Origin of the sequence: Gardnerella sp. DNF01144 (assembly GCF_049244245.1) — a bacterium.
Lineage (GTDB): Bacteria > Actinomycetota > Actinomycetes > Actinomycetales > Bifidobacteriaceae > Bifidobacterium > Bifidobacterium piotii.
Map to the genome: position 1 here is coordinate 1,364,873 of NZ_CP058390.1, position 17,275 is coordinate 1,382,147.

11 protein-coding genes are annotated in these 17,275 nt (G+C 46.8%); 5 read left to right on the forward strand and 6 right to left on the reverse strand.

The genetic code is table 11. From position 1 onward, the window contains the following. The first annotated feature begins 172 nt into the window (after positions 1–172). From HXT36_RS05660 to HXT36_RS05670, 3 genes are all read left to right on the forward strand, one after another. On the forward strand, positions 173–1,027 hold the full coding sequence (locus HXT36_RS05660; RefSeq protein WP_016797399.1) for a carbohydrate ABC transporter permease: 855 nt from the start codon (positions 173–175) through the stop codon (positions 1,025–1,027). Further along, a complete protein-coding gene (locus tag HXT36_RS05665; RefSeq protein WP_004124145.1) occupies positions 1,024–1,857 on the forward strand; it encodes a carbohydrate ABC transporter permease in 834 nt (277 codons plus the stop codon). The genes HXT36_RS05660 and HXT36_RS05665 overlap by 4 nt, the downstream gene beginning before the upstream one ends. A gap of 161 nt (positions 1,858–2,018) precedes the next feature. Then, on the forward strand, positions 2,019–2,633 hold the full coding sequence (locus HXT36_RS05670; RefSeq protein ID WP_410294419.1) for a DUF624 domain-containing protein: 615 nt from the start codon (positions 2,019–2,021) through the stop codon (positions 2,631–2,633). A gap of 220 nt (positions 2,634–2,853) precedes the next feature. On the opposite strand, the gene malQ is transcribed toward HXT36_RS05670, so the two are convergent. The 6 genes from malQ to HXT36_RS05700 all read right to left on the reverse strand — a co-directional run bounded on the left by malQ (position 2,854) and on the right by HXT36_RS05700 (position 13,717). Continuing rightward, positions 2,854–5,115, reverse strand: coding sequence for a 4-alpha-glucanotransferase (gene malQ / locus HXT36_RS05675; RefSeq protein WP_421778733.1), 2,262 nt, complete (start codon positions 5,113–5,115; stop codon positions 2,854–2,856). Between the two features lie 244 nt (positions 5,116–5,359). Next, a complete protein-coding gene (locus tag HXT36_RS05680; RefSeq protein ID WP_421778734.1) occupies positions 5,360–7,486 on the reverse strand; it encodes a hypothetical protein in 2,127 nt (708 codons plus the stop codon). A 411-nt stretch (positions 7,487–7,897) separates the two neighbouring features. Beyond that, a complete protein-coding gene (gene pulA, locus HXT36_RS05685) occupies positions 7,898–9,895 on the reverse strand; it encodes a type I pullulanase (RefSeq protein WP_421778735.1) in 1,998 nt (665 codons plus the stop codon). Positions 9,896–10,008: 113 nt separating this feature from the next. Beyond that, positions 10,009–10,929, reverse strand: coding sequence for a sugar ABC transporter permease (locus HXT36_RS05690; RefSeq protein ID WP_004131368.1), 921 nt, complete (start codon positions 10,927–10,929; stop codon positions 10,009–10,011). Then, complete coding sequence (locus tag HXT36_RS05695) at positions 10,926–12,329, reverse strand: carbohydrate ABC transporter permease (protein WP_016636334.1); 1,404 nt, start codon at positions 12,327–12,329, stop codon at positions 10,926–10,928. Before HXT36_RS05695 ends, HXT36_RS05690 begins: the two co-directional genes overlap by 4 nt. A gap of 158 nt (positions 12,330–12,487) precedes the next feature. After that, positions 12,488–13,717 (reverse strand): extracellular solute-binding protein, encoded by a 1,230-nt coding sequence (locus HXT36_RS05700; RefSeq protein WP_016636333.1) that lies wholly within the window; start codon positions 13,715–13,717, stop codon positions 12,488–12,490. A gap of 573 nt (positions 13,718–14,290) precedes the next feature. Here HXT36_RS05700 and HXT36_RS05705 point away from each other — a divergent pair. Beyond that, on the forward strand, positions 14,291–15,997 hold the full coding sequence (locus tag HXT36_RS05705; RefSeq protein ID WP_421778736.1) for an alpha-amylase family glycosyl hydrolase: 1,707 nt from the start codon (positions 14,291–14,293) through the stop codon (positions 15,995–15,997). 319 nt (positions 15,998–16,316) lie between these two features. Then, positions 16,317–17,090 carry a TraX family protein gene (locus HXT36_RS05710; protein ID WP_421778737.1) on the forward strand — a complete coding sequence of 258 codons (774 nt, stop codon included), beginning with the start codon at positions 16,317–16,319 and terminating at the stop codon, positions 17,088–17,090. The last annotated feature ends 185 nt before the right edge of the window (positions 17,091–17,275 follow it).

The following is a 17,275-nucleotide window of genomic DNA, read 5'->3' on the forward strand; positions in this document are numbered from 1 at the left end:
AAATCGCCAAAAATCGGGATTTTTTTCACATTTGATTTTTGTCTTCTTTAGTGGCGACATGCAAAAAAATGACAACGTTTGACATTGTGGTTGCATGTAGTAAGATAAAAGTATTGGTTCGAGCGCAGCGAATTGCACAGGCGCGTACTCAAGGAGGAGAAAGTGACGAATCATGATTAATATGAGTGGAAAGGCAATACGCAAATGGTGGGCGTTGTTCGCTCTACCAACGTTTGCTGCATTTGTAATTGGTTTCTTAGTGCCATTTGTAATGGGCGTGTATCTTAGCTTTACTAAGTTCCACACTGTTACTGACGGAAAGTTTGTTGGAATACGCAATTATCGCAAGGCGTTGCGCGACCCACACTTCCTTCATTCGTTAATATTTACAACGGCTTTTACGGTTGTAACAACAATTGTTATTAATGTTATTGCATTTGCAATCGCTTACATGCTTACAAAAAAGTTCAAAGGCTCCAACCTATTCCGTACGGTATTCTTTATGCCGAATTTGATTGGCGGCATTGTTTTGGGCTACGTTTGGCAGGTAGTGCTTAATGGTATTTTGGGCTACTTTGGCCGCGCTATTACGTATTCTGCAACATACGGCTTCTGGGGCATGGTTCTTTTGATATGCTGGCAGCAAATCGGCTACATGATGATTATTTACATTGCTGGCTTGCAAGCGCTTCCAGGAGACGTTATTGAGGCTGCTGCCGTTGATGGCGCAACCCCAATGCAAACGCTGTTTAAGATTACGATTCCGCTTATGATGCCATCCATTACGGTTTGCACGTTCTTAACGGTTACAAACGGATTCAAGCTATTCGATCAGAACTTGGCGTTGACCAATGGCGCTCCTTCTAGAAAGTCGGAGATGTTGGCATTGAACATCTTCAACACATTCTATGGAAGAATTAATGGCGAAGGTGTTGGCCAGGCTAAGGCAGTTATATTCTTCATTATTGTTGCCGTTATTGCCTTGATTCAGAACAAGTTGGCAACTTCTAAGGAGGTGGCAGCATGAACGAGAAGACTAAGCATCCTGCGCTTTGGACCACGCTTTTTGCTGTAGTGAGTTTGCTGTGGATTTTCCCAATCGCGATAGTGTTTATAAACTCCTTTAAGTCAAAGGTGTATATTGCTAGCGAGCCATTTTCGTTGACTCCAAAGTCGTTTATTGGTTTTGACAACTACGTTCTTGGCGTTAATCGCACTAATTTGTTGATGAGCTTCTGGTGGACAATTGTTGTAACGATTGGTGCTGTAGTTCTGATTCTGCTTTGCACTTCTATGTGTGCTTGGTGGATTGTGCGCGTAAACAATTGGGCTGCAAAGTCGCTTTACGTGTTGTTCTTGTTCAACATGATTGTGCCATTCCAAATGGTTATGTTCACGCTTTCCAACATCACTACAAAGCTTGGATTGAACACGCCTTGGGGCTTGTGGATTATCTACCTTGGATTTGGTGCAGGTTTGGCTGTGTTCATCTTTACGGGCGTTGTAAAGGGCATTCCTCAAGAGTTGGAAGAGTCTGCAATGATTGATGGCGCTTCTGTGCCGCGCATATTCTTCCAGATTATTGTGCCGATTATGAGGCCTGCAATTATATCCGTTTCTATCTTGCAAACAATGTGGATTTGGAACGACTTCCTTCTTCCATACCTCACTTTGGATTTGAACAAGTACAAGACGGTTTCTATTGCAGTTCAATATTTGAAGGGCGGCTATGGCTCTGTTGAAATGGGTGCAATGATGGGCTGCCTGGTTATGGCAATTGTTCCAATAATAGTCTTCTACCTAATCTGCCAGAAGTACATAATTAAAGGTGTTATGGCAGGTGCGGTAAAGGGCTGAGGTTTTTTCTCCTTCGAATCTCGGCATGCATGATGGTGGTTGCAAGTGTTTGCAGCCACCATCATTTGTGTTTAAGCGTATCTTTGTGTTTAAGCGTATCTTATAGTGTATTGTTATTTTAGATTTGTTTAAGTTTGCTTAGTTAGGTGGGAGTAGTTGTAATGATCTCTTTTGGAAGTCCCGATTCTAAGTTCGCTCAAGGAATGGAATCGTTTGCAGACGCGGTCTGGCTTACTGTTCTAATGATTATTACCAGCATTCCGCTTGTAACGGTTGGAGCGTCTATTACGGCCGCTCACGAGACAGCTAGACGGATTGAACGCGGCGAGGCGCACGCAACAGCAATCTACTTTAAGTCGTTTAAGAATAATTTTGTTAAGGCAACTATTATTTGGGCTATTTTAGGGCCACTTTTAGTTGTAATTATATGGTCTTGGATTTTTTTGCAACTTACTCCGCTTTTAATAATAAAATTTGCGATTAGCATATTGTGGATTCTTGTTGCGCAGTGGGTGTTTGCATTGCAAGCGCGCTTTGAAAACTCGATTGGCAGAACTCTTATTAATTCGCTGATTTTTGGCGTTAGCTACGCTAGCACAACGCTTATAATGTTTTTGCTTGATTGCGTGTTCTTTGCGCTCGTATACCTTTCGCTAAGGTATTTTTTGCAAGGATTACCGCTGTTGATTTTGCTTGGGTGGGGGTCTTTGATTATGCTCCACACGCCGCTTTTGGAGCGTGTGTTTGCTAAGTACGTTGCGGCTAATACGCAGTGAGGCGAACATCGCCATAGATGCTCGCCTCACTTAGGACATCAAAAACATAGCGCGTAAGCCGTGTCTACAGGCGACCTACGCGCTATGCGAGAGAGAAAGAAGTTACTACATGAGTAACAATCAATATTTATTATACTCTTAATTCAAGTGTTTGCAAGTATTTTCAACCTTTCTTTTTACATTTTTTGGCGGTAATTTTACAGTTATTTGCGCTTATTGGTTAATTTTTTTCGCCTCGCATAATCGCGGCCATATTGAGTACTCGTTGAGACTTAAAAACGTCGCCTGTGTGAACAACGTTTCCATCTTTATCTGCAAGAGGAATACGCCAATTTGGATACTCGGTACTGGTTCCAGGCTGATTTTGCGAACGCTTTTCGCCAACTGCGTCAACAAGTGCCACTTGCAAAAGCAAAGATGGGGAAGTGCGCATAATCGCATGCATAGCTTCTACAATCTCTTGCACGTGGTCTTCTACGTTTTCGGCAGCATCCTTGCTAATCCATCCGCCATCAAAAAGCATCTTCATCATGGCGTCTCGCTCCGCACTAGCAGCCTTTTGGAAGCTTTCTACAGAATCGGTAAGCAAGTGAAGCTCTTCGCGAATCTTAACATGCTCAAACGCAAGATAGCCTGCTGTAGGAGGCATGTCGTGAGTAGTAACAGATGCCAAAGCGTATTCGCGGTATGTAGAAGGATTTGCAAATATGATTTCCTTCTTTCCAGCCTTTTTAGCCGCTTTTTCGGCTTCGTCATTGTGTGTAAACCATTCAACAACAGTTCCAAGAATGCCGTGCGAAGCAAGCACCTTGGAAACGTACGCTGGAACAGTGCCAAGGTCTTCGCCAATCACCAATCCGCCTGCGCGAGTGGCTTCAATACTAAGAACTGCAAGCATTGCGTCCACATTGTAGTAAACGTAAGCGCCGTTCTTTGCGCCCTGGCCTTGCGGAATCCACCACAAGCGGAAAAGCCCAAGAACGTGGTCAATGCGAACCGCGCCAGCGTGCAAGAACACGTTGTGAACCATGTCTCGGTAGGCAATGTAGCCAGTCTCGTCTAAGTAATTAGGATCAAATGGCGGCTGACCCCAATCCTGACCCTGCTGGTTGTAGAAGTCTGGAGGTGCGCCGACACTAACGCCGTTAGCAAAGCGCTCTGGGCTCCACCACACGTCTGCGCCGTATCCGTGCACGCCAACAGCCATGTCTTGCATAAGTCCAATCGCCATTCCCGCAGCCTTAGCTTCGGCGTGAGCAGCAGCAACTTGTTCATCTGCAATCCATTGCAGCCAGCGGTGGAACTCAAGCAAATCAGCATGATCTCGTCTAAGCATGTCTATTTGAGGAGTGCCTTTGCCGGTTGTATCAAACCAAAGATTATCTCCCCAAGGAGCGCCCCAAACTTCAAAGGCTACGCACCAAGTAGCAAAAGCGTCTAAGTCTTCTCCAGAGCGCGCCTTAAAGTCTGCGAAATCCTGCTCGCGCTCGGCGCTTCTAGGCTGCTTAAAAATAATCTTTAAGGCTGGAAGTTTTGCGTTCCACGCGGCATTAATGTCCATTGGATTTGGATTGTTATTAAGCGCTTCCACGCCCTCGTGCAAAATCTCCACCTCTTTGCGCTGGCTATCGCTAAGCTGCGCGTACTCTGGAATATCTTGCGGACGAATGTATGTAACGTTTAAGAACCTGCGCGATTCTGGCAAGTACGGCGAAGGCTCCAAAGGTGCCACTGGCGCGCATGCGTGAATCGGGTTTATAAGCATAAAGTCTGCTTTTCCAATGTTTCCTGCGTCTTTAAGCAGTCTGCGCAAATCGCCATAATCGCCAACGCCCCAAGATTCCTTTGAGCGCACGGAATAAAGCTGAGTCATGTATCCCCAACGATGGCGCTCTTGAACGCTTTGCGGAAGTGGTATTTTTGCTGGTGCGCAAATCAAAGTTGACTGCGCGTGCGCAACAGTTTTGCCATTTTTATCTTCGACTTTTGCAAGAAGAGTGTGGTAGCCCATTGGCAAGTCTTGTGGAAGCTCAAGAGTTAAGCCGTCTTCTTTGCTTGTTTCAAAGTTGTTAAGAGGCTCTTCGTATTCCGACCCATCTTCTAGCGTAAGCGTTATATGGATTTTTTCTGGGCTACTTGTAGCTTCTTCAGAGTGAATAGGAACAATCGTTTTTGCTCCAATAAAGCACACCACGGTTGGTGGCAGCAGCTCGCTATTGCGCTTTTCTTGAACGCGTTTTAGTGAGTTTTCAATGTTTTCGCTTGTGGTTGCAGGGTAGCCCAGCGCGTCTAGAACGCCTACAAGCGCTTCGTCCGTAATTTCCGTATAGTCACCTAGTTGGTCTATGTAGAAAGTTGCGACTCCGCATGCTTTTGCAAGTTTAACTAGTGGACGAGCAAGCCTTTCTGCGCTTTCTTCTACGGGCACAGTTGTGGCAGCCTTTGTTTTGCCATTAGTTGTGCCATTGTTTGTTGTGCTCATGATGCTCCTTTGTTAATCGTGGCACATGTACGAGCATCGAATTGATTGCAAACGATGCTAAAGGGTGCGGTTCTCAACACATCGCTGGATTGAGGCACGCTCTAGCTAACCATTATATTAAGTATTGATATCGTTTGCAATATTGGCGATTTTTGTGGTATTTAACAAAAACCGCAGAAAGCTAAATGCCAACTGCGGTTTTGTTATTTGCGATTATTTGTGCATGTTTGCTGCTAGTTGCTACTTACTTGCGGCGGATTCGCATAAAGTGCCAGCCAGCGCCGATTGCTGCGATTCCAGCAGTGATGCTGCCAGCAACAGCTGCGATTAGCGTTGTGTTATTGCCGGCAGCGTGCTCACCGTTGTTTGCGGCAGCTGCCTGAGCGCTCTTATCGCTGTTATTGTCTTCGCTCTTAGAGTCTTCACTCTTTGAGTCTTCGGATTCCTTCTGATTTTCATCTTTTGCGGAATCGTTAGATGTGTTCTTGGACTCTTCGCTCTTTGTTGCGCTTGCGGAGCTTGCTGTAGGAGCAGCGGCAGTAGCAGCAGATGCAGGTGCTGCAGGGGCTGCAGCACGAGGCGTGCGTGCAGGAATTTCTGCGGTTGCTTGCGACTTATCGGTAGCGTTTTTTACGAGTTTTTCTGCAGCTTTTGCGGTATGCGCAGGCTCCGTTTGATTTGCTGGAGCAGCACTGTGCTTAGGGGCAGCCTGTGGTGCAGCCTGTGGTGCAGAAGGAGCCGAATCCTGTGGCGCACTTGGTGCATCATTGTTCTGTGGTGCATTCTGTGGAGTGCTTGGAACTGGAGCAGGAGCTGGCGCAGAAGGAGCCGCATCCTGTGGCGCACTTGGAACAACACTCAAATTGCCACCATCTTGCTGCGCGTTGCTTCCTGCAAAGTCTCCTTGAGAAGAGCTATTGCTATCTTGCGCGTTGTTTTCTGGCTTCACGCCGTTTTCTGGCTTCTGACCCTGTGGATTTGTATCCGCTGGAGGCGCTGGAGGCGCTGGAGGAGTTTGTTTCTCTGGCTCTGCAGGATTTTGTGGCTTAGCCTGCGGAGCCTGTTGATTCCCTTGTGGGGCTGGATTCTGAGCCTGTGGAGCAACGTTATTCTGATCCTGCTGTTTTGGCTCTGCTGGAGCAGGAGCAGAATCAGGAGCGTTCTGCTGGTTCTTCACTGGCGGAACCTGCTCTTGTGGCTGCTTTGCATCAGGCTCGTCGGCAGATGGGAGACCAGAGCTAAGCGCTTCCTCTGCATTCTTAGCAGCTGCAGCAAGCAATTCTTTGCGCTTGTTAAGGTTGATAGTGGCAGTCCCTAAGTCTTGCAGATTTGCAGTGAGTCTTCCTTGTACTATTGTAAATGGAGCTTCTGAAGTTCCGTATTGGCCAAAATTATTTGGATACTTATTTCTAAGATCTGTAAGAATATCCCTAACAGTATTACTCATTTCTGAGATTTTACCTGTTGCTTCATCAACCTTAGATTTTGCATTTTGGATTTTTTTCTGAGCTTCAGCAACTTTTTTAGATGCATTCATTATTCCATCCATAACGTTTGAAGCGTCTTTAGTTGCTCTTTCTAAATCTTGTCTTGATGCATCTAGCTCTTTTTGAGCTGCATTCTTATCTTCTGCATTCTCAAGATCTTTCGTTTTATCTAATACAGCTTGCTTAGCCTTTTCTATGTCCTTTACTGATTGAGGTTTCTTTTCTAATTCAGCATTTAAGTTTTTGATAGCTTCATCGGCTTCTGCGTTGGCTTTCGTTACTTCTTCATTTATTGAATCATATATATTTTGTGCTTCAATCATAGATTTGTTTGCTTCAGCAAGCTTATCTACTGCCTCTTTAGGCGGTGTTGTAGAAGCCTTGCCACCAGCTTGCGCACCAGTGTTGCCTTTGGAGCCCTTATTTTCTTTTTGCTGATCTTCTTTCTTCTCAGAAGAGTCGCCTTGTGCGCTTGCGCTAGGGTCGGAGTTTACTTGGACAGTGCCGTCTTGGCTGGCCTGAGGCTGATTAGCCTTAGAATCTTGATTAGGTACGGCGTTTTTGCCTTCTGCACCATCTGCTTGACCACCAGCAGCGCCAGAATCGCCTTGAGTCTGATTTTGCTGCGTATTGCCAGAATCATTGCTAGCGCCAGCAGCTCCTTGAGTCTGATTGTTTTGCGGGTCTATAACAACAGGTTCGCTCACGCGGTCAAAGCCTTCGCCAGCTTGTGCAGCAGCAGAAACTGGAGCTGCTGCGGTTTGCACATCTTGCGTCAAGGTTGTAGTCGTGGCAGCGTTTGCTGCGTTTGCAATGCTTATGCTTCCAATAAGAGCCAAAGAGCTTGCTCCCAAAGAGATGGCGGCTGCAATCTTAGCGTTCATATTTACCTCATTCTTCAAATCATTTAGGTTTGGGGGGTGGGGATATTTGTTTAATTATCAAGTTGTAAGATCAAAGCGCTAGCCGTTTATTACGTTTTGCGTCTCTGTCTTGTTACTGAACTTTCTCCTCTCCACCATCGCGAATATACGCAAGGGGGGTATAAAGTCTAAAAATGATTCTAGCAGAACAGCAGGAATAATTCGCTCACTTTGGCAATTTATAAGGAACAATTAAGGAAATTACAAGGTTTTGCCTTGAAATATTAGTATTCGACCAAATATTCGGATAAGTATTTGAAAATATAATATTCAACTATAAACCCAAAAATAATCCCGACTTTGTTTCCAAATCACAAGAATAAGGGAACAAAATCGGGATAAATTGCGATTTACGCTCAAAAACCCGAGCAATCAAGCGCGCTTGCGGCTCAACACAACGAATGTACGCGGTGGAATATGAACGGCACGCGTATCGCCATTATCGTCGCAAAGCATTGCCGCGCGGCTGCCAGAAGCACTGCCGATCCACCTATCAAAGTACTCGCTGGAATCCAGCACGAATCTCCATTCGTTGCCGTTTGCACTAGACGCAGGCAAGTCAACTGTTGCGCGAGCATCCTTCATAGGATTAGCGCACACAATCAAGTCGTTCCCGATTTGCTCCGCAAGAACAGAATTATCGGATGCAGTAAGGCGAGTGTGCTGAGCATCGTAAAACTCCGCATTCTTAGCGCGAAGTTTTATAAGTGCGCTATACCAGTCTACAAGCGGCTGGAATCGCTTAGCTCTAGACCAATCAAGCTGGTTCATAGCAACTCCGCGATTATAGGAGTTATCGCAACCGTGCTTAGTACGGCCAAACTCTTCGCCACCAAGCATAAATGGCATTCCAGCAGAGCACAAAATTATGCCAGCGCTAAGAATATTAGCGCTGAAGATGTCTGCAACGCTGTTTGGATCGCTTGCGTCAAAATCGCAGTTAGACGCATTATCGCGCATAGAAATACACAGCTTATCCCACAAAGTCAAATCGTCGTGAGCAGAAACGTACTGCACAATCTGGCCAACACTCTTGCCAGCACAAGGCATACCACGCCAGCCATTAAACGCGTTTCGCACAGGATCCGCCGTCCAGAACTCGTTGCCGTTTACATAGCCGCGGTCGCTATGATCCATAACGTTGCCCTTAAGCGTGTCTCTAGACTCGTCGCTAAACCAGCCGATTCTAGAATCAAGGAAGCCGCGCCCAGCTTTATCTCCCATAGGGCAATCATCGGCTACAGCTGCAGCAGCCGCACCCCACGGCTCGCCATACATAAGAATATCTTTGCCGCCATCGAGCTTATCTAGTTCGGCACGAATCATGTTCAAAGTTTGCGCATCCGCTAAGCCCATAAGGTCAAACCTAAAACCATCCACGTGGTAGCAGCGCGCCCAATGCAAAATGGACTCAATCATAAAACGCCTAAACATTGGATGATCGGAAGCCATTTCGTTGCCGCAGCCCGATCCGTTTGCAAATCCGCCGTCTTCTTTGCGCCTGCAGAAATAGCCAGGAGCAACGCTTTCAAACGCATTCGATGCTGCTTCAAACATGTGATTATAAACGACATCCATCACTACGCGCATGCCATTCTTGTGCAAAGCGCCAATCATTGCCTTGCATTCGCGGATTCTTGCCGTGCCGTCGTACGGGTTGCTGGAGTATGCGCCTTCTGGCACGTTGTACGCGTGAGGGTCGTAGCCCCAATTGTAAAGCGAATCCACGTTCTCGCCGTCTTCGCGCGCGGCTTTAATCGCAACCTCATCAACAGTTGCAAAATCGTAGATTGGCATTAGTTGAACGTGAGTTACGCCAAGTTTTTTAAGATAGTCGATTCCAGTAGGGAAGTGCTCGTCGCCATCTAAAGTTGTATGCGAATCTGTAAAAGCAAGATACTGACCGCGGTGTTCTGGCTTAAATCCGCCATTTTTATTGCTGCTAAAGTCTTCAACGTGCATCTCCCACACAACAGTTGCATGGCGCACAAATTCTGGCGATTTGTCTTTGTGCCAGCCTGCAGGAGCCACGCGATCCTCGTCAATAACAAGGCTGCGCTCGCCATTTACGCCGCTAGCAATGCCCCATGGGTCGCTTGTGCGATTCACTTTTCCGTCTGCAAAAGTAACAAGAAAGTCGTAGTAAACGCCATCTAGCCTTTGCAATATTGACGTTCTCCATGCTCCGTCGCGCAATGGCTTCAAATCGCGTGTTTTGAAAGGTTCACTGTTGTTTCCTGTTTCAAAAAGTCGCAGTGTTACGCACGATGCTGTTGGCGCCCAAAGCGTAAAAGTGGTCGATTTTTCGTTAAGCGAGAATCCGAGCTGCCCCGAATAAACTGGCCATTGTGTTGAAGGTGGGAACGTCATGAATATATCCTTTTGTATTTTATTAAATTATTTAGCATAAAATACGAAGGCCGAAACGCTTTTAACGCTCGGCCCTCATATTTCACCAAACTTTACAATTAATGCAGAGCTTACTATCCCTTAACAGAGCCAGACATCGATTCTTCGTAGAATCGTTGCATAACAATGAACAGGATTGCGATTGGAATGGAAACGCACACAGCTCCAGCGGAGAATCGTGCGAACCAGTGATTAATGTATTCTCTCTGCAACATTTGGTACAAGCCCAAAGCCACAGTGTAATTATCTTGAGTACGAGCAATCGTCTTAACAAGAACGAAGTCAAGCCATGGACCCAAGAAGCTAACAATAGCCTGGAACACAATCATAGGCTTGCATATTGGAAGAATAATCTTATAGAATACTTGCCAAGTTGTGCAGCCATCCAAGTAGGCGGCCTCGTCCAAAGACTTTGGAATCGTATCCATATAACCCTTCATAACGTAGAAGCCCATGCCGCTACCAGCAGAGTAAACGATAATCAGGGAAATAAGAACAACAGAGCCATTCGTTAATCCAAAAGCCTTCAAAATGAAGTAGATAGCAATAACTGCCATGATGCCTGGGAACATGCCAAGAATCAAAGCAATGTTCATAAATGTCTTACGACCGCGGAAACGCAAGCGAGACATGCAGAACGCTACTACAAGCACGAAGAACAGAGAGATAATGCACACGAAAATAGACACAATCAAGGTGTTTAAGAACATGCGTGGGAAGTCAAGAACTTCTCGCTCAGTAAACAGCTGAATGTAGTTGTTAAACGTGTACTTGGTTGGGAAGAATGTTGTCTGGTATGGAGCGGTGTTTTGGTTAAAGCTTTCCAAGAACACCCATACGATTGGCGCGAGCCAAATAATAGACATAATAATCAGGAAGATATGAGTGATGATATCTCCGATTATGCGGCGCACGCGCTGATCGCGCCAGAATGGAACGCTGCGTGTGCTATGCACAGTTTGTTCGCTTTGCATAAGATCCTTCTTATTACTCACCGGAATCCCTCCTCATTCTTGTAGGAGCCAGAGTTGCGGTATGTTATCAAAGCAACAATCGCAAGCACAATGAATGTCATAATGCCGATTACCGCGCCCATGCTGTAGTTATCTTTATCAACCGTAAGCTTGTACAGCCATGTGATGAGCAAATCAGTCTTACCTGCCGAAGAGCCGATTGGTGTTGGCTCGCCGCCAGACAAGAGGTAAATAACGTTGAAGTTGTTAACATTGCCAGTGAACGTTGTAATTAAGTATGGAGTCATAACAAAGAAGATGTATGGCATAGTAACGTTCATAAAGCGCTGCCACCAGCTTGCACCGTCAAGTTCTGCAGCCTCATAAAGTTCTGCTGGAACATTTTGCAAAATACCAGTGATTTGCATGATTGTGTAAGGAATACCGACCCAAAGGTTGATGAGAATAACGGTAACCCTTGCCCAAGTTGCATCCTGGAAGAATGGTAGTGGAGAATGAATCCAGCCAGAAGAGATGAGAAGACGGTTGATAGCGCCATCTCTTTGCAGCATGCTGTGCATAACGAGCAAAGACACAAACTGTGGAACTGCGATTGTAAGCGAGAAGCAGATGCGCCACAAGCTCTTAAGACGAGTGGTGCGCCTGTTAATAATCATTGCCATAAACATGCCGAAGAAGAAGTTCAAGAATGTAGCGAAGAAGGCCCAAACAAGGGTCCAAATCAAAACATCGAAGAAGATTCCAGCATTAATGGTTCCAGTTGTGTTTCCAAGAATCTTAACAAAGTTGTTTAAGCCAACCCAGTGGAAAAGAAGTGTGTGGTCACGGTCGTAGTTTGTAAACGCCATTGAAATCATGAACGCTAATGGCAATACCGTAAACAGAACAATTCCAGCGGTTGGAAGAGTCATAAAACCAACGTGCGCGTGGCGGTCGAGCAAAGATTCAACATCTTTAACAAAGGTGATAGGCTTTTCTCCGCGCTTTACAAAGGATTGAGCCTTGTATGCGCTGCGCAAAGATAAAGTAGCCAAATAAACTAAAACAATAATTGCTGCAATGCTCATAACGCCGTACAGCAAAATCTCAACAGAATTATCTCCAGCAACGTAGTGCCAGAAGCCGTTAATCTTTACTCTGCCTTGCTTTCTAGTGCCGAGAGTACCGAATTTTGGTAAATATTCCGCGCCAGTTGTGGCCAAGAAGGCAAGAACTCCAGCCTCGCATAGAAGAAATACGAGACCTTTCACGTACTGTTTGCGAACGAAGTTACCAAAACCGAAGATAATTATCGAAACCCAAGACAGTGCGTCTGCGTGCTTTGCAGCCTCCTGTAGTGAGTATTGCGAAGGAGCCACAAATTCATCGGCAGAAGGTGCCTTCTTTCGCTTCCCTCGCTTGGTGGATGTCGTGCCAGTCATGACATGCCTTTCCGTAAAATTGTGGGGCTTATACAAGCAAAGAACGCCCCGCCCCGATTTACTATTCTTAGGGGAGCGGGGCGTCCTTGCCGTGTTTTTCTAAATTTAAATTCTTGTAAAAGAAAATAATATTTAGAAAATAGTTTGTAAGTTAATACTTACTTCTTAAGAGCTTCCTCAAAGCCCTTCTGGAAGTCTGCAATCTTTGCAGCGGCGTTGCCGTCGTTGACTTCCTTGTTGGCCAATGCAGTACCGAAGGTCTTCATTGGATCCCAGAAGGCACCCATTTCTGGAACGGTTGGCTGCAAGACAGAAGTCTTAGCAATGGTGTTCATCTGAGCAACAGCGGCTGGGTTATCCTTAACGAGATCGCTCAAAGCCTTAGCAACTGGGATGTCGCCGTGAAGCTTGTACATCTGCTCCTGGGATTCCTTAGAACCGAGGAATGCAGCGAACTTAGCGGCCATCTCTGGAGCCTTGGAGTTAGGGTTGTAAGCAACAGCCTTAGAGCCAGCGAAGGACTTCATCTGGTGCTCGCCGTCTTCGGACTTAAACTTTGGAAGCTGAGCAGCAGCGTAGTTGTCGCCCAAAGCCTTCTTTACGTCGCCAGCATCCCAAGAGCCAGAGAAGTAAGCGTCAACAGTGTGGTTCTTAATGCCAGACAAGCCAGCGCCATCGCCATCCATTACAAAGTTCTTGTTCTGAATGAGCTTTGCAACATACTTAGTGATTTCGGCAGCCTTGTCACCAATCTTGATGCCAGCCTTGCCATCGTTGCTCTTCTCACCGAAGAGGGTCATGTTGCCATCAAGGTAGAAGCCTGGAAGGTACCAAGCGTTGCTAATGTCGAAAGCAACCTTGCCCTTTTCGAGCATCTTATCGAGGGACTTAACGTCTTCGTCGGAGAACTTGGACTTATCGTAGTACATGAACCAAGTGTTGCCCATGTATGGAACGCCATAAAGCTTGCCATCTTGAGCGGTTACAGACTGGATGATGGTCTCATCGTTGTCTTCCTTAACCTGCTTTGCAGCGTCATCGCTCAACTCGCCAATTGCGTTTGCCTTTACCAAGTCGCCGAGCTGATCGTTAGGGAACAGATAAACATCGGCAGCAGCCTTAGCATCTTGCTTAACTGTCTTAGCAGCATCTGGTGGTGCAACAACAGCGTTCTTAAAAGTAACTTCTGGGTGATCCTTCTGGAAGGCTTTCTCCATAGCCTGAATCCAGCCGCCAGCCTTCTGATCTTCGGAAGAAGACCATACGGTGAGCTTTACTGGGTTCGACTTGCTGCTGGAGCCAGCATTGGTGCTAGAACCGCATGCAGCAAATCCAAACATAGTGGCGATTGCGAGGCCTGCGCCCAGCACTTTCTTCATATTCGTCATCCTTGACCTCCTATATCATGCCAGCTTGGCATGTTCTTTGGTGGCATAGTAACAAATTTCATGTGGCGCAACTTTGACGTTTTGCTGCGTTTTTGCAGCGTCACATTTGTTGTTGAAATCTGTTTATAAGCAATGTGTAGTATACACGTATATATTGTAGTTGGCAAATCATGTTGCGCGCTATTAGAAAAATTTCCGTTAAAGTCGGTTATTCTTGATAAGAAGTTGTATTTTATTCTGTAAATCAGTAAATTTATCGGAATTTTATTTTGAATGCGCTCCGACCTACCTTTTCGCTTAGAGCGTAGCGCGAAAAGGTAATTCGGAGCGCTGAGCCGCTTAGCGTAGAAGCACGGTGTGCTTCTACGGCGGCGAAGACGTGAGCGCAGCTAATCTGCGCGAACGACAACCTGCCTTCGCGCGCTACGCTTTAAGCGCTCAGGCAGGTCGTCGCGCCCGAGAATGTACGTGATTTAGGTCAAATGTGGTACAAAATGCGGAAACAAAAGCAAGAATGTTAATAGTAAAATAAAAGATAAGTAACGCCAACAAAACCAACAAAACGGGGGAAACATGCAAAACGAACATGCGCAATGGCTGCGCGACGCCGTATTCTACGAAATCTACCCACAAAGCTTCTACGATTCAAACGGCGACGGAATCGGCGATATTCCAGGCATAATCGAAAAACTCGACTACGTAAAATCACTTGGCTGCAACGCAATCTGGTTAAATCCTTGCTACGATTCGCCATTTAAGGATGCAGGCTACGACGTGCGCGACTACAAAAAAGTGGCAGCGCGCTACGGCACAAACGAGGATTTGCAACGTCTTTTTAGCGAAGCGCACAATCGCGGAATGCACATTCTGCTAGACCTTGTTCCAGGGCACACAAGCGAAGAGCACGAGTGGTTTAAGCAAAGCTCGCGCGCGCAAGAAAACGAGTTTAGCAAGCGATATATTTGGACAGACAGCGCGTTTAGCGGCTATTCCATGCCGTTTATTGGCGGAGAAAGCGAGCGAGATGCCACGTATATTCTTAACTTCTTCAAATGCCAGCCAGCGCTAAATTACGGCTTTGCGCATAGGGATCGCGCGTGGCAATCCGCGCCAGATTCTAATGAGGCTGCGCAAACGCGTGCCGCGATGGTTGATGTTATGCGATTCTGGCTTGCGCTCGGTGCGGACGGATTCCGCGTAGACATGGCGGATTCGCTTGTAAAAAACGACGACAACAATGGCGAGGGAAGCCTTGGCAAAGACAACACGATTCGCGCATGGCAAGAGATGCTGGGTGCTGTAAAGGCCGAGTATCCGCAGGCTGCTTTCGTTTCGGAGTGGGGCAGGCCGCGTCAGGCGCTGGCTGCTGGATTCGACATGGACTTCTATTTGAATTGGCGCTGGGATGGGAATCCTAACGGTTACGCGCGCTTGGCTCGCGATGTGGATAATGCGCTAGACAGCAATCCCGAGCACGACCACAGCTACTTTAATGCGCGCGGCGGTGGCAGTATTTGCCCATTTTTAGACGATTATTGCCCACAGTATGAGGCCACTTGCAACGAGGGTTATTTTAGCTTTATAACGTGCAATCACGATACTCCGCGCCTGGCTCCGCGATTAAGCGAGCGCGAAAGGCGGATTGCGTTTGGCATGATTCTTACAATGCCAGGCGTGCCGTTTGTGTATTACGGCGACGAAATTGGCATGAAATACCGCGACATTCCTACAAAAGAGGGCGGTTATGCGCGCACAGGCACGCGTACGCCAATGCAGTGGGATGATTCTAAGAATTTTGGATTCTCCACGGCCGCAAAGTCGAAGTTGTACCTGCCTGTTGAGGCGCGCGCGGATGGAAGGACTTGCGCAAATTCTCGCAAACAAGCGGTAGAAAGTGGCGAGATTCCAACGGTTTTGGGGCAGGAGCAGAATGGCGATTCGCTGCTTAACTGGGTGCGCGCGCTGATTTCTTTGCGTTACGAGTGCGCGGCGTTGCGCGCGGATGCCGCTTGGCGAGTGTTGCACGCGCCTGTGGATGGTCGCAGTTTTGCGTACGAGCGATGTGCGGTTGTGTCGGATGAGTCGGATGGCGAATCCTCTACAGAACGAATCATTGTTGTTATGAATCCTGGATTAAACGAGGAGACGATTGCGCTTAGTGCGCTTGCAGGGCTTACGCCAGAGGCGATTTTGCAGCCGCGACTTTCGATTGGGGCGGTTGCTTGCGATTCTTCCGCGCTTAAACTCGGCGCGCAGTCCTTTGCCCTGTTTGTTTTATAATCCGTTTCATCGTTTGTTGTCGCGCGAGCGATGTGACGGGTTTTGTACCAAATTTGACCCAAATCACGTACAAAAAGCGGAACCAATTGACGCACTTTGTACCAAATTTGGCCTAAATCACGTACAAAGTGCGGAAAATATGTCGCGCAAACGTGCCACATAGATTTAAGTTAGGGTTTGATACAATTGCAATGATGTCAATGACGTTGTCAACGCTGTTGTCAATGCTGTTATAAATGACGTTGCAATGACGGCAAAAGCTTATACGCGCTCAACGTTATACGCACTAAACGCCACACGTGCGAGCAAGAGGTGAATTATGGACGCGCTAAAACCAAAGATCCGCGCAGACAAGAACATAAAAATGGGGATTACGCTCAAAAAGTTCAAGCTGCTCGGCGCTGTAATGATGATGCTCAGCGCGTTCGGCACAACCGTGATTCCGCACCTTTTTGGCGGTCTTTCCAACTCCAACATGTGGAGCCTCACGGCTGCCGTAGTGTGCGAAGTTGTAAGCTGGTCGGCTCTGCCGTGGTACGCGTGGCTGCTTGTTCGCGGATATCAAAACACGCATAACCTCAACCTTTACACGCTTCGTCTGCTTGTGTTGGCTCTTGTTTGCGAGGTTCCGTACGACTTTACAACCTTTGGTTGCGCTTTCGATATGCGCTCGCAAAACCCAGTGTTTGGGCTTGTTATTGCGCTTTTTGTGCTTTCGGGAATCGACATGGTTCGCGCGCGTTTTAAGGGCGCTCAAAAAGTGGCGTCAATCGCAGTGATTTTGGTTGCAGGAATATTGTGGAATCTTTTCGGCAAAGTCGGCTTTAGGCAGAATATTTTTTGGGGCGGAGCTTTACTTTTAGGATTTGTTCTGATTTTTAGGTTCCTAGAAAACCACGAGATTCGCATGGAGCTGATTGCAGGCGCGTTTGGCGCTATGTCGCTTTTGGCGCCAGGCGTTGGCGTGGCTGTGCTGCACTATCGCAGTCCGTATGGCGACGGTCCTAAGCAAACTAAGCAATTCCGCTGGCTTATGTATGCGTGGTATCCGCTTATGCTTGTAATCGCAAGCGTGTTCACGATTCTGCTTTAGGAGCTATCTTAAGCCTTTGGCTTTAAGTCTTTAGTTTTTAGTCCCTATATATATGTTTTAATTTTTTATTTAGTCTTTAGAAGAGTGGCGTAATTTTTACGGCGCGGAAGCTTCCGACTTTTGCGCGGCGCGTATCGTTTTGTAAATGCAAACGTTTGCTGTATGATTTTGGAAGATGCAACGCA

Bases quoted from the DNA above. Each gene is read 5' to 3' on its own strand.
- pulA (WP_421778735.1), bottom strand. From the start codon at position 9,895: ATGACGTTCCCACCTTCAACACAATGGCCAGTTTATTCGGGGCAGCTC.
- malQ (WP_421778733.1), bottom strand. From the start codon at position 5,115: ATGAGCACAACAAACAATGGCACAACTAATGGCAAAACAAAGGCTGCC.
- HXT36_RS05670 (WP_410294419.1), top strand. From the start codon at position 2,019: ATGATCTCTTTTGGAAGTCCCGATTCTAAGTTCGCTCAAGGAATGGAA.
- HXT36_RS05700 (WP_016636333.1), bottom strand. From the start codon at position 13,717: ATGACGAATATGAAGAAAGTGCTGGGCGCAGGCCTCGCAATCGCCACT.
- HXT36_RS05710 (WP_421778737.1), top strand. From the start codon at position 16,317: ATGGACGCGCTAAAACCAAAGATCCGCGCAGACAAGAACATAAAAATG.
- HXT36_RS05665 (WP_004124145.1), top strand. From the start codon at position 1,024: ATGAACGAGAAGACTAAGCATCCTGCGCTTTGGACCACGCTTTTTGCT.
- HXT36_RS05680 (WP_421778734.1), bottom strand. From the start codon at position 7,486: ATGAACGCTAAGATTGCAGCCGCCATCTCTTTGGGAGCAAGCTCTTTG.
- HXT36_RS05660 (WP_016797399.1), top strand. From the start codon at position 173: ATGATTAATATGAGTGGAAAGGCAATACGCAAATGGTGGGCGTTGTTC.
- HXT36_RS05705 (WP_421778736.1), top strand. From the start codon at position 14,291: ATGCAAAACGAACATGCGCAATGGCTGCGCGACGCCGTATTCTACGAA.
- HXT36_RS05695 (WP_016636334.1), bottom strand. From the start codon at position 12,329: ATGACTGGCACGACATCCACCAAGCGAGGGAAGCGAAAGAAGGCACCT.